This window comes from Alloalcanivorax venustensis (assembly GCF_047495515.1).
Lineage (GTDB): Bacteria > Pseudomonadota > Gammaproteobacteria > Pseudomonadales > Alcanivoracaceae > Alloalcanivorax > Alloalcanivorax venustensis.
The window spans coordinates 1,813,922-1,825,935 of sequence record NZ_CP179934.1 but is presented as its reverse complement, the minus strand read 5'-3'; the positions used below and the strand labels follow the sequence as shown (position 1 = coordinate 1,825,935).

Genomic DNA, 12,014 nt, shown 5'->3' with positions numbered 1-12,014 from the left:
GCGCTATCTAATGGCAAGGAATAGGTTCGTGGGGGCTTTGTGCGAGCGGGCCTTGCCCGCGAAAGGGAGCACAGCTCCCGGCAAAGGTTGCCCCGCAGGACAGCCTCTCTGGGATCCTGCGGGGCAACCTTTGCCGGGTGGCTATAAGCCACCCTTTCGCGGGCGGGGCCCGCTCGCACAGGGCCCCGGCAAGCGATTCAGGCCTGGCGTTCGATCAGCATGGCGACGCCCTGGCCGACGCCGATACAGAGGCTGACCAGGGCGTAGCGGCCGCCGGTGCGCTCAAGCTGGCGCAGGGCGGTGAGCGCCACGCGCACGCCGGAAGCGCCCAGCGGGTGGCCGACGGCGATGGCGCCGCCGTTGGGGTTGAGGCGCTCGTCGTCGCCTTGCAGGCCGAGCTGCTTGCAGCAGCCGAGCACCTGGGCGGCGAAGGCTTCGTTGATTTCGATCACGTCCATGTCGGCGAGGGTGAGGCCGGCGCGCTCCAGGACTTTGTTGCAGGCGTGCACCGGGCCCAGGCCCATGACGCGGGGCGGCACGCCGGCGACGCCGCCGGCGATAATGCGCGCGCGGGGGGCGATGCCGGCTTTTTCGCCGGCGGCGCGGGAGCCGATGATCAGGGCGCCGGCGCCGTCGTTAACGCCGGAGGCGTTGCCGGCGGTGACCACGCCGCCATCGACGATGGCGGGCAGCTTGGCGAGCTTATCGACGCCGGTGCCGGGGCGCGGGTGCTCGTCTTCGCTGACCGACAGCGGCGGCTTCTTGCGGCCCTGGGGCACTTCCACCGGCAGGATTTCCTCTTTGAAGAAGCCGTCGACGCGGGCCTCTTCGTAGCGGCGCTGGGACTGAGCCGCGTAGGCGTCCGCCTGCTCGCGGCTGATGCCCAGATCGGACGCCACGTTCTGGGCGGTTTCCGGCATGGTATCGCCACCGAACTGCTTGAGGATCTTGGGGTTGGGGAAGCGCGCGCCGATGGTGGAATCGAACATCGGCATGCTGCGGCTGTAGGGGCTTTCCGCCTTGGCCATCACGAACGGGGCGCGGCTCATGGATTCGACGCCGCCGGCGATCACCAGCTGGCCTTCATCGACGGTGACCATGCGCGCCGCGTCCAGGGTGGCGGCCAGGCCGGAACCGCACAGGCGGTTGACGGTGAGGCCGGCCACGGATTCCGGCAGCCCGGCCAGCAGCGCCGCGTGGCGGGCCACGTTACGGGCGTCTTCGCCGGCCTGGTTGGTGTTGCCGGCGACCACGTCCTCGATCAGGGCGGGGTCGAAGGGGTTACGGGCGATCAGGGCGCGGATGACGTCGGCGAGCAGGTCGTCCGGACGGACCGGCGCAAGGGCGCCGGCGTGGCGACCGAAGGGGGTGCGCAGGCCGTCGTAGATGTAGGCGTCGAGCATGAATAAGGTCCTCGTCCGCTAAGCGGAACACAATTCCGAAACTTGACGAAAAGCATAGGTCGTGACAGAGTTTGATGCAATACGCTGACTAAAACCAACGACAGAACAACGCCCATGATTCGCGACCAGGAAGTACTCAACCAGCTCGTCGATACCATCCACCGTTTCGTCCGCGACCGCCTGATTCCGGCGGAGCAATCCGTGGCCGAGAATGACGCCATTCCCGAGGACATTGCCCGGGAAATGAAAGAGATGGGTTTGTTCGGTTTGTCGATTCCCGAGGAGTACGGCGGCCTGGGCCTGACCATGGAAGAGGAAGCCCTGGTGGCGTTCGAGATCGGCCACACCTCGCCGGCGTTCCGCTCTTTCTTCGGCACCAATAACGGCATCGGTGCCCAGGGCATTCTGATCGACGGCACCGAAGAGCAGAAGCAGAAGTACGTGCCGCGCCTGGCCACCGGCGAAGTGATCAGCTCGTTCTGTCTGACTGAGCCGGACGTGGGCTCCGACGCGGCGAGCCTGAAGACCCGCGCGGACAAGGACGGCGACCACTACATTCTCAACGGCACCAAGCGTTACATCACCAACGGCCCGGAAGCCGGCCTGTACACGGTGATGGCGCGCACCGACCAGAACAACAAGGGCGCCGGCGGCATCACCGCCTTTATCGTGGAAGGCGACACGCCGGGGCTGATCCGCGGCAAGCCGGACGTGAAGATGGGCCAGAAAGGCGCCCACGTTTGCGACATCACCTTCGAGGACTGCCGGGTGCCCGCCGAGAACATTATCGGCGGCAAGGAAGGCCAGGGCTTCAAGACCGCCATGAAGGTGCTGGACCGGGGCCGTCTGCATATCTCCGCGGTGTGCGTGGGCGTGGCCGAGCGTCTGATTGAGGACGCGCTGCGCTTCGCCATGGAGCGCAAGCAGTTCGGCGCGCCGCTGGCGGACCATCAATTGATTCAGGCGATGCTGGCCGATTCCCGCGCGGAAGCGTTCGCCGGCCGTTCCATGGTGCTGGAAGCGGCGCGCAGCAAGGACGCCGGCAAGAACGTCAGCCTCGATGCCTCCTGCTGCAAGCTGTTCTGCGCCGAGATGGTGGGCCGGGTGGCGGACCGCGCCGTGCAGATTCACGGCGGCGCCGGCTACATGGCCGAGTACGCGGTGGAGCGCTTCTACCGCGACGTGCGGCTGTTCCGGATCTACGAAGGCACCACCCAGATCCAGCAGATCGTCATCGCCCGGGGCATGGTTCGCGACGCGTCTTAGCGGCAAGCTGGCTTTGCTTGTGCGAGCGGGCCTCGCCCGCGAAAGGCAAGCTCTGCTTGCCGGCAGGATTCCAGAGGCCTTTCTAATGGCGATATAAACAACCTCTCTGGGATCCTGCCGGGAGCTGCGCTCCCTTTCGCGGGCTGGGCCCGCTCCCACAAGATCCGTGAAATAACAATGCTGAGATTTTCCTTGCCGATCTGCATGATCGGCACCTTGATGGCGCTCACCGCCGACAGCGAGTTCGGGCTATGGATAGCCCGGCCCGCACTCTTGGTTTATCTGATTACCCAGTGGCCCCGCCAGGGTCTGCTCGCCAAGGGCCTGCAGACGGTGGCGGTGTTGTTGTCGCTGCTGGTGGCCGTATTCCACTCCGACCCCCTGCCGATTCTCGTCGACGCCTGGGATCGCTTCTGTTTCTTCGCCACCTTCGTGTCCGCCCTGGGGCTGCTGCGGGTGTCGGCGATGCGTTCCCGGTTGATCCGCGACGCCGGCCAGGTGCTGATCCGCCAGCGCCCGACCTGGCGCTACCCTACCCTGTCCCTGGGCAGCGCCCTGTTCGGGATGATCGTCAATATCGGCGTGCTCAATCTGTTCGGCGCCATGATCCAGCGCAGCAACAGCCTCAAGGCGGCGGGCGGCGACCGGGCGATCCAGGCGGTGCGCGAGCGGCGCATGATCATGGCGATGCTGCGCGGCTTTTCGCTGGCGCCCCTGGTGTCGCCGCTGGGCGTGACCCTGGCGGTGATCCTTTCCAGCATGCCGCAGCTGAGCTGGTCGAAGCTGGCGCCGGTGGCCTTTCCCACCGCGGCGATCGTGTTCGTTCTGGGCTGGGCGCTGGACTGGTGGCTGCGGCCGCGCCATCTGACCGCGCCGGTGGTGACGCGCCCCTCGCCGGAACCCTTGTTTCGCTTTATCGCGCTGGCGCTGGGCATCACCGTGCTGGTGTTCGCGGTGAGCCTGGGCCTGGATGTGCGGCTGCCGGTGGCGGTGCTGATCGCCTGCCCGCTGAGCGCGGTGGCGTGGATGGCGGTGCAGCGGCGGCGGCTGGGGGGCGGCACCGGGGTGGTGCGCGCGGTGACCCTGCTGGGCCGGCATTCGCGGCTGATCTTCGGCGCCAGCCGCAATGAGATCGCGGTGCTGGGCGGCTCGGCGTTCCTGGGCGGCTTGTTGATTCCACTGGTGGACCAGGCGTGGCTCGGCGACCTGCTGATCGCCACCGGCCTGCACGGCGCGCCGGCGGCGGTGGCGGCGATGCTGATCGTGTTGCTGCTGGCGCAGGTGGGGCTCAACCCGATTGTGTCGGTGACGCTGATCGCCGGGCTGTTCGCCGACACCCATGTGATCGGCCTGGAGCCGCAGGTGCTGGCGGTGGCGCTGATGAGCGCCTGGAGCCTGGCGATGATCTCGTCGCCGTTCACCGCCGCCATGATGGTGCTGGCGCAGCTCACCGGCCGCTCGCCCTATACCCTGGCCTGGCGCTGGGACGGGCTGTTTTTCCTGTTACTGCTGCCGCTGATCAGCGCCTGGCTGTTCTTGGTGGATTGGTTGTATTGAGCGGTGATCAGGGGATTCAGGATGCAGGATACAGCGCGGGGAAAGCGGTTCCCGTTAACCCGCAGGGCTTCATCCGCGCTGTATCCTGAATCCTGCATCCTGCATCGGGCGGCGCAAGCCGCCCAGCGGAGTGCCGCCCAGCGGAATGCCGCCCAGCCATTTTATACAATGCACAAAACATTCTTGCGGGTATGTTCTTTGTAGGAGCGGGCCTTTGTGGGAGCTTGCCCTGCAAGCGAAAGGCAAGCTTTGCTTGCCGGCAGGATTCCAGAGGCCTTTTTAACGGGTGGCACACACCGATCTCTCTGGAATCCTGCCGGCCGGCTTTGCCGGCCTTTCGCGGGCAGGGCCCGCTCCTACAATCAGGCGCTGAAGTAGAGGCGGCCATCGCGCTCCTGGCGGCTGACGCGGCCGGTGGCGAGCAGGCAGTTGAGGTGGGCGATGCTCTCGCCCATGGCGAACATGAGCTGGTGGCTGTCGAGCTTGCGCTTGAACAGCACCGGCAGCAGATCGTGGGCGGTGATCGGCTGTTGCCGGCAGGCGTCCTCGGCGGCGTCGAGCTGCTCGCGGTGGTGGTCGCAGAGGTCGTCGACCCGGGCGTGCAGGCCGTGGAACGGCAGACCGTGGGCGGGCAGCACCAGGGTGTCCTCGTCCATGGCGTCGCGCAGGGCGCGCAGGGAGTCGGTGAAGGCGGTGACCGGGTCGTCCTCCGGGTCGAGCGCGCGCACCGTCAGGTTGCTGGAGATTTTCGGCAGCACCTGGTCGCCGCTGATCAGCACCTGGTCGCGCTCGCGGTAAAGGCAGATGTGCTCCGGGGCATGGCCGCGGCCGATGTGCACCCGCCAGGTGTCGCCGTTGACGGTGACGGCGTCGCCGGCGGCCAGGGTTTCCGGTTGCGGCGGCAGTTCCGGCAGAATCTTGCGGAAGGTGTTGCCGCGCCCGGCCAGGGCGTCCAGGTCGTCACCGGGCACGCCGTGGCGGCCGAAGAAGGCGCGGAAGTTGTCGCCGATCTCCTGGTCGCTGGCCGCGTGCAGCTGGGTGGTGAGCGCCCACTCGCCCCGGGTCATCCACACCGGGGCCTGGAACTGCCGCGCCAGCCAGCCGGCCTGGCCGATGTGGTCCGGGTGGTAGTGGGTGACGATGATACGGTGGATGGGCCGCCCGCCCAGGGCATCCTGGAAGGCGGTGCGCCAGATTTCCTGGGTGTGACGGGATGAGAAACCCGTGTCCACCAGGGTCCAGCCGTCGCCGTCCTCGAGCAGCCACAAATTGATGTGGTCGAGGGCGAACGGCAGAGGAAAGTTCAACCAGTGCACGCCGGGGGCCACTTCCCGGCGCTGACCGGGTTCCGGGGCCTGATCGAACGGGTACCGAAGCGGGTCGGTCATAACAAAACATCCGTAGCAGGGAGACGAGAATGCAAGCGTGGCAAATCCAAGACGACCACACGATTAAGCTGGCGTCCATGACCACACCGGAGCCGGGACCGGACCAGGTGCGCGTGAAAGTGCGCGCCATGGGCGTGAACCGGGCGGATATCTTGCAAGTGAAGGGGCTCTATCCGGCGCCGCCGGGCTTCGACAGCAGCGTGCCGGGCCTGGAATACGCCGGTGAAATCGAGGCGGTGGGCAGCCAGGTGATGGGCCGCAAGGTCGGCGACCGGGTGATGGGCCTGATTCCGGGCTGCGCCTATTCCGAATACCTGGTGACCCACGAGCGCGAAACGCTGACGCTGCCGGACGAGATCGACTTCGCCACCGGCGCCACCATTCCGGAAGCGTTTCTGACCGCCTACCGGGCGATGTTCCTGGAAGGCGGTCTGCAGCCGGGGCAATGGGTGCTGGTGCGCCCGGCCACCGCCGGCGTCGGCCTGGCGGGCGTGCAACTGGCCAACGCGCTGGGCGCGCGGCCGATCGGCTCGAGCCGCAACCTGGACAACCTGGCCACCGCCCGCGAGATGGGGCTGGTGGAAGGCGTGCTGGAAGACGACACCCTGCCCGAGCGTTTGAAAGAGATTACCGGCGACGGCGTGGCGGTGATCTTCGACATGGTGGGCCCGGACTGGAACCAGCTGCTCAAGGGCCTGCGCATCGAGGGCACGCTGGTGATGATCGGCGTGCTGGGCGGCACCAAGACCGAGCTGGACCTGCGCGGCATGATGCAGCGCCGGCAGACGCTCACCGCCATGACCATGCGCAGCCAGCCGCTGGAAAAGCGCATCGCCATCGCCAATGTGTTCAACGACCGCCTGGCGCCGCTGTTCGCCAACGGCCGCCTGCGGCCGCTGCCCTTGAAGACGTTCCCGTTCAGCGATGCGCCGGCGGCGCACGCGCACATGATCGAGGACGCCTTCAGCGGCAAACGCGTGTTGGTGGTCGACTGACATAAGATCAACATTGTTGTTATATTAATGAAATACTATTTCACAACAAAAGAGGTGCCGCAATGACCGAAGCTACCGCGACTCGCCAGAGCCAGATGAGCCAGGCCGAGTGGGAAGTGCGCAAGGACCTGGCCGCCGCCTACCGGCTGGTGGCGCTGTACGGCTGGGAAGATCTGGTGTTCACCCACCTGTCCGCGCGCGTGCCCGGGCCGGAGCATCATTTCCTGATCAACCCCTACGGCTGGCTGTTCGACGAGATCACCGCGTCGTCGCTGATCAAAGTGGATTCCGAGGGTGAGATCGTCGACCCCGGCGCCACCAACCGGGTCAACCCGGCCGGCTTCACCATCCACAGCGCGGTGCACATGGCCCGCGAGGAAGCGGGCGCGGTGCTGCACCTGCACGCCGCCGACGGCGTCGCCGTGAGCGCCCACAAGGAAGGCCTGCTGCCGCTCAGCCAGACCGCCATGCTGTGCCTGGACCACATCAGCTTCCACGACTATGAAGGCGTGGCACTGAACCTGGACGAGCGCGAGCGGTTGGTCAAAGACCTGGGCGACAAAAACATGATGTTGCTGCGCAACCACGGCACCCTGACCGTGGGCAAGACCGTGGCGGAAGCCTTCACCTACATGTACTTCCTGATGAAGGCCAGCGAGATCCAGGTGCGCACCCTGGGCCAGGGCGAGCCCTACCTGCCCTCCCAGGCCGCCATCGACACCACCAGCGACCAGTCCAAGCAGCTCGGCATGGCCAGCCAGCTCACCTGGCCCGCCCTGCTCCGCAAGCTCGAGCGCATCGGCAGCGACTACGCCACCTGATCGCGTTGTGCGAGCGGGCCTTTGTGGGAGCGGGCCCTGCCCGCGAAAGGGTGGCTTTGTGCGAGCGGGCCTAGCCCGCGAAAGGCAAGCTTTGCTTGCCGGCAGGATTCCAGAGAGCTATCTAAAGGCAGCGAAAACAACCTCTCTGGGATCCTGCCGGCCGGCGTAGCCGGCCTTTCGCGGGCAGGGCCCGCTCCCACAAAGCCACCCTTTCGCGGGCAAGGCCCGCTCCCACAAGGGGCCGCTCCTACACGAAAATCAGCTTCGGCTGACAGAGAATCGGGCCACTGCCGGTTAGCGTGGTGCCTCCAATGGAAAGGAGGTATCACTCATGCCAAGGAAGGCCCGATCCCACCGTTTGCGTATCGGTCGCGTCAGCGAATCGGGGCGCGTCTATCTGATCACCATCACTTGTCATCAGCGGCATGCGCACTTCGCCGCGTTGCAAAGCGGCCGCTGCTTCGTCCAGGCCTTGCGTGCCTGCACCGCGCACGCGGTCACCCTCAGCTATGTGGTGATGCCCGACCATGTTCACTGGTTGATGGCGCTTCGTGAGCACGCCGATTTATCCATCACCGTACAGAAAGCCAAATCTCTGACCACTCAGCGTTGGCGTCGCGCGGGCCGGGGCGACAACAAACGCCTCTGGCACGCCGGCTTTCATGACCGTGCGCTACGCCGCGAAGAAGATCTGGTGGCCATGGCCCGCTATATCGTGGCCAACCCCCTCCGCGCCGGCCTCGTTAACGATATCGGCGACTACCCGCATTGGGATTCCGCCTGGCTCTTGTAGGAGCGGGCCTCGCCCGCGAAAGGGTGGCTTATAGCCACCCGGCAGGATCCCAGAGAGCTATCTAACGGCAGCGCAAACAACGTCTCTGGGATCCTGCCGGCCGGCGTGGCCGGCCTTTCGCGGGCTGGGCCCGCTCCCACAAGGCTCTCACAAAAGCCCGCTCGCACAATGTAGTCATTAAGCCCGCATGCGGAGGGCGGCGAGCATGGTTTCCAGGCGGGGGACGGGGACGCCGTGCTTTTGGGCGATGGCCACCACGTTGCCGAGGATGGCGTCGAGCTCAATGGGGCGGTCGTTGAGGTAGTCCAGCGCCATGCTGTTTTTGTAGGCGGGCATTTTGCGGGTGCCGTCGATGTTGCTGTCGATGATCTGCGGGGGCAGCGGGTGGCCGTCGGCTTCGGCGGCGTCGATCACTTCCTGCATCATTTCGCGTACCAGTTTTTCGCCGCCGGGGGTGTCGAGCATGGTGTAGGTGTCGGCGCCGTTGGCGAGCACGGAGAGCGGGTTGAAGGGGGTGTTCCAGACGCATTTGAGCCAGCGTTCGCGGACCACTTCCTCGGTGAGTTTGATGTCGATGCCGCCTTCCACGAACAGGTCGCTCAGGGCCTGGCAGTGGTTGTCCAAACCGCTGGGGTAGCGGCCCATGACCAGCCGGCCGTAGGCGTTGTGCTTGATTTCACCGGGGGCGACACGGCTGACGGCGATGAACGCCAGGCAGCTGATGATCGGGTTGTCGGGGAAGGCGTCGGCCAGTTCCCGTTCGATGTCGAGGCCGTTCTGGATCAGCACGATGTTGGTGCCCTCGCCCACCCAGGGGCGGACCAGGCCGGCGCGGTCGCTGCCGGGCAGGACCTTGGTGGCGAGGATCACGTAGTCCGGGGTGCTGTCCGGGCGGTCGCCGTCCTTGTAGAGGTGATCCGGTTTCCAGGAAATGTCGCCCAGCGGGCTCTCGAAGCGGAAGCCGTGCGCTTTGACGGCGTCGTATTCGGAACGCACCACGGCGCTGACGGTGCAGCCGGCGCGCTTGAGGATGGCGCCGTAGAAGCTGCCGATGGCGCCGGCACCGATGATCAAGGCGTGGGGTTTCAGGTTACTCATTGAAAAACTCTCCTAATTGGCAATAAGCCCTCGCCGCATGGAGCGCAGCGGCCAGAGCGCCAGCAGATAAACAATCAACAACATCAGAAAGGCGTCATCGAAGCCGACCTCGAAGGCGTGCGGGTGACCGGCCTCCGGGTGAGCTTGCCAGTAACGGTCACTGAAGAATTGTACGCAGATGGCACTGAGGTTGACGCCGATGGCGCCGCCGGTCTGGCGCCCGAAATTGATGATGCCCGAGCCCTGGGGGATCAGAGCCGGCGGCAGCAGCGTGAGGCTGCCGGTGGTCACCGGCGGCATGATCAGCCACAGCCCGACCCGGCCCAGGGCGGCCCAGGCCACCAGCCAGACGGCGGCGGTGGTCTGGTCGGCGGCGCGCATCATCACCATGCTGGCGATAAAGAACGCCAGGCCGCCGGCGATCATCCGCGCCAGGGGAATCCGGTCGGTGAGGTAGCCGACGAACGGAAACACGAACGCCATGGCGAGGCCGGCGGGCATCAGCATGAGGCCGGCGCTGGAGGCGCTGAACCCGGACACCTGCTGGAAGTACAGCGGCATCATATAGGTGGAGCCGAACACGCCGGCGCCCATGACGATGGACAGCAGGAAGCCGCCGGTGAAGCCCGGCGCGCCGAACACGCGCAGATCGAACAGCGGGTTCGGGCAACGCCGTTGCCAGAGCGCGAACAGGACCAACAGCAGCGGCCCGCCCAGCAGGGCGCTGAACAGCAGCGGGTCCAGCCAGCCGCGCCGCAGGCCCGATGCCAGCGCCCAGAGCGTGGCCACCAGCCCCAGGCTGAGCAGGATCAGCCCGGCCCAGTCAAGACGCGGCGCCTCGTCCTCGCGGTGGTCGGGCAGGAAGCGCCCGGCGATCACCATGGCCAGCAGGCAGGCGGGCAGCACCACGAAGAACACCGCCCGCCAGGACCAGGCGTCCACCAGCACGCCACCCAGGGCGGGGGCGATGGCAGGGCCGAGGATCACGCCCATGCCGTAAATGCCCATGGCCTGGCCGCGTTTGTGCAGCGGGAACACCTGGAAGATGGTGATCATGGCGTGGGGCTGGATCATGCCGGCGGTCACACCCTGCACCACGCGGGCGAGCACCAGCAGGCCGAAGCTGTTGCTGACGCCGCCCACCAGGGAGGCAATGATGAAGATCGCCATGGCGAGCAGGAAGGCACGCCGGGAGCCGAACCGCGCCACCGCCCAGGCGTTGAGCAGCATGCCCACGGTCATGGCGGCGAGGAAGCCGGTGGCGATCCAGTGCACCTGGTCCTGTTCGAGACGGTACTCGGCCATGATGGTGGGCACCGCCACATTGATGATGGTGGAGGCCAGCACCACGGACAGGGTGCCGAGCATCACCGTGACGGTGGCGTACCATCGATAGGCTGGCCCATAGCGCTCGAACAGACGCTCTATGGCGGGATTTTCGGGCATGGAAGTTGCCCGTTATTTTTTGGTCGGGTCGTCGCCGACCTGGATCAGCAGCTTGCCGCGGTTTTTACCCTGCAACAGACCCTGGAAGGCGCTGACCGCGTTTTCCAGACCCTCGACCACGTCTTCCTGGTATTTGACCTTGCCCTCGCTGATCCACACCGGCATGTCTTTCAGGAAGTCGCCCTGGCGGTGGATGTAATCAAACTGGATAAAGCCTTTGATCAGCAGACGCTTGACCAGCACCTTGCCCATGAAGCCGGGCAGACGGTCCGGGCCTTCCGGCATGGCGGTGTCGTTGTAGTGGGCGATGCGGCCGCACACCGGGATGCGGGCGAAGTCGTTGACCAGTTCCATCACCGCGTCGAAGGTTTCGCCGCCGACGTTCTCGAAGTAGACGTCGATGCCGTCCGGGCAGGCCTTGGCGAGCTGCTCGCGGAAGTCGGCGTCCTTGTAGTTGACGCAGGCGTCGAAGCCGTAGGCGCCGACCACGTGCTTGCACTTGTCCTCGGCGCCGGCCACGCCGACCACGCGGCAGCCCTTGAGCTTGGCGATCTGGCCGACCACCTGGCCGACGGCGCCGGCGGCGGCGGACACCACCACGGTTTCGCCCTTCTGCGGCTTGCCGATTTCATCCAGGCCCACGTAGGCGGTGAAGCCGGGCATGCCGAGCACGCCCACGGCGGTGCTGATCGGCGCCTGGGCCGGGTCCAGCTTGCGCATCGCCTTGGGCGAATTGACGGAGTATTCCTGCCAGCCGCCCGGGCACAGCACGTAGTCGCCCTGCTTGAAGTCGCCGCTGCGCGATTCCACCACCTGGCCGACGGTGGCGCCTTCCATCACCGAGCCTTCCTCGACGCTGGCGGCGTAGGACTTGGCGGCGCTCATGCGGCCGCGCATGTAGGGGTCCAGGGACAGATAGATGGTGCGCACCAGCACCTGGCCCTCACCCACTTCGGGCACGGCGCCTTCCTGGAGCTTGAGGTTTTCGTCACCGGGCATGCCGGTGGGGCGTTTGGCGAGAATGATCTGACGATTGGTAGTCATGGTTGGAGCTCTCCCGAGAAACATTGTTGTTAGTAGCGTTGTAGGAGCGGGCCTTGCCCGCGAAAGGCAAGCTTGCTTGCCGGCAGGATGCCAGAGAGGTTGTTGGTGACCTGCTTATAAAGCGCTCTGGAATCCTGCCGGGGGCTTCGCCCCCTTTCGCGGGCGGGGCCCGCTCCTACGAGTTAACTAAAAAGGGCGGCCCG

At 66.1% G+C, this 12,014-nt stretch carries 10 protein-coding genes; 5 read left to right on the top strand and 5 right to left on the bottom strand.

Annotated features, from left to right (window positions below):
- Positions 1–197 precede the first annotated feature (197 nt).
- Entirely contained in the window at positions 198–1,403 is a 1,206-nt protein-coding gene (locus tag ACMG4O_RS08650; RefSeq protein ID WP_414433593.1) for a 3-oxoadipyl-CoA thiolase, read from the bottom strand.
- Positions 1,404–1,517: 114 nt separating this feature from the next.
- Here ACMG4O_RS08650 and ACMG4O_RS08645 point away from each other — a divergent pair, with 114 nt between their 5' ends.
- Together ACMG4O_RS08645 and ACMG4O_RS08640 are read left to right on the top strand one after the other, a co-directional pair.
- Positions 1,518–2,669, top strand: coding sequence for an acyl-CoA dehydrogenase family protein (locus ACMG4O_RS08645; RefSeq protein ID WP_370212362.1), 1,152 nt, complete (start codon positions 1,518–1,520; stop codon positions 2,667–2,669).
- Positions 2,670–2,846: 177 nt separating this feature from the next.
- Positions 2,847–4,226 carry a hypothetical protein gene (locus ACMG4O_RS08640; protein WP_414433592.1) on the top strand — a complete coding sequence of 460 codons (1,380 nt, stop codon included), beginning with the start codon at positions 2,847–2,849 and terminating at the stop codon, positions 4,224–4,226.
- A gap of 362 nt (positions 4,227–4,588) precedes the next feature.
- Here ACMG4O_RS08640 and ACMG4O_RS08635 read toward each other — a convergent pair whose 3' ends face one another.
- The gene (locus ACMG4O_RS08635) at positions 4,589–5,614 is read right to left on the bottom strand and encodes an MBL fold metallo-hydrolase (RefSeq protein WP_414433591.1); all 1,026 of its coding nucleotides are present in this window, start codon (positions 5,612–5,614) and stop codon (positions 4,589–4,591) included.
- Positions 5,615–5,643: 29 nt separating this feature from the next.
- Here ACMG4O_RS08635 and ACMG4O_RS08630 point away from each other — a divergent pair, with 29 nt between their 5' ends.
- From ACMG4O_RS08630 to ACMG4O_RS08620, 3 genes are all read left to right on the top strand, one after another.
- Entirely contained in the window at positions 5,644–6,609 is a 966-nt protein-coding gene (locus ACMG4O_RS08630) for an NAD(P)H-quinone oxidoreductase (RefSeq protein WP_067606571.1), read from the top strand.
- Positions 6,610–6,671: 62 nt separating this feature from the next.
- A complete protein-coding gene (locus tag ACMG4O_RS08625; RefSeq protein ID WP_142948377.1) occupies positions 6,672–7,430 on the top strand; it encodes a class II aldolase/adducin family protein in 759 nt (252 codons plus the stop codon).
- A 331-nt stretch (positions 7,431–7,761) separates the two neighbouring features.
- On the top strand, positions 7,762–8,223 hold the full coding sequence (locus ACMG4O_RS08620; RefSeq protein ID WP_414433590.1) for an REP-associated tyrosine transposase: 462 nt from the start codon (positions 7,762–7,764) through the stop codon (positions 8,221–8,223).
- A gap of 177 nt (positions 8,224–8,400) precedes the next feature.
- Here the strand turns inward: ACMG4O_RS08620 and ACMG4O_RS08615 are convergent, their stop codons facing one another.
- From ACMG4O_RS08615 to ACMG4O_RS08605, 3 genes are read right to left on the bottom strand one after another with little or no spacing between them, the layout of a single operon-like run.
- Complete coding sequence (locus tag ACMG4O_RS08615; RefSeq protein WP_414433589.1) at positions 8,401–9,321, bottom strand: ketopantoate reductase family protein; 921 nt, start codon at positions 9,319–9,321, stop codon at positions 8,401–8,403.
- Between the two features lie 12 nt (positions 9,322–9,333).
- Positions 9,334–10,767, bottom strand: a complete 1,434-nt coding sequence (locus tag ACMG4O_RS08610; RefSeq protein ID WP_414433588.1) for a DHA2 family efflux MFS transporter permease subunit — start codon at positions 10,765–10,767, stop codon at positions 9,334–9,336.
- Positions 10,768–10,779: 12 nt separating this feature from the next.
- On the bottom strand, positions 10,780–11,811 hold the full coding sequence (locus ACMG4O_RS08605; protein WP_414433587.1) for an NADP-dependent oxidoreductase: 1,032 nt from the start codon (positions 11,809–11,811) through the stop codon (positions 10,780–10,782).
- Between the last annotated feature and the right edge of the window lie 203 nt (positions 11,812–12,014).

Excerpts from the sequence above, each read along its gene's own strand:
- ACMG4O_RS08650 (WP_414433593.1), bottom strand. The coding sequence starts at position 1,403 with ATGCTCGACGCCTACATCTACGACGGCCTGCGCACCCCCTTCGGTCGC.
- ACMG4O_RS08645 (WP_370212362.1), top strand. The coding sequence starts at position 1,518 with ATGATTCGCGACCAGGAAGTACTCAACCAGCTCGTCGATACCATCCAC.
- ACMG4O_RS08640 (WP_414433592.1), top strand. The coding sequence starts at position 2,847 with ATGCTGAGATTTTCCTTGCCGATCTGCATGATCGGCACCTTGATGGCG.
- ACMG4O_RS08635 (WP_414433591.1), bottom strand. The coding sequence starts at position 5,614 with ATGACCGACCCGCTTCGGTACCCGTTCGATCAGGCCCCGGAACCCGGT.
- ACMG4O_RS08630 (WP_067606571.1), top strand. The coding sequence starts at position 5,644 with ATGCAAGCGTGGCAAATCCAAGACGACCACACGATTAAGCTGGCGTCC.
- ACMG4O_RS08625 (WP_142948377.1), top strand. The coding sequence starts at position 6,672 with ATGACCGAAGCTACCGCGACTCGCCAGAGCCAGATGAGCCAGGCCGAG.
- ACMG4O_RS08620 (WP_414433590.1), top strand. The coding sequence starts at position 7,762 with ATGCCAAGGAAGGCCCGATCCCACCGTTTGCGTATCGGTCGCGTCAGC.
- ACMG4O_RS08615 (WP_414433589.1), bottom strand. The coding sequence starts at position 9,321 with ATGAGTAACCTGAAACCCCACGCCTTGATCATCGGTGCCGGCGCCATC.
- ACMG4O_RS08610 (WP_414433588.1), bottom strand. The coding sequence starts at position 10,767 with ATGCCCGAAAATCCCGCCATAGAGCGTCTGTTCGAGCGCTATGGGCCA.
- ACMG4O_RS08605 (WP_414433587.1), bottom strand. The coding sequence starts at position 11,811 with ATGACTACCAATCGTCAGATCATTCTCGCCAAACGCCCCACCGGCATG.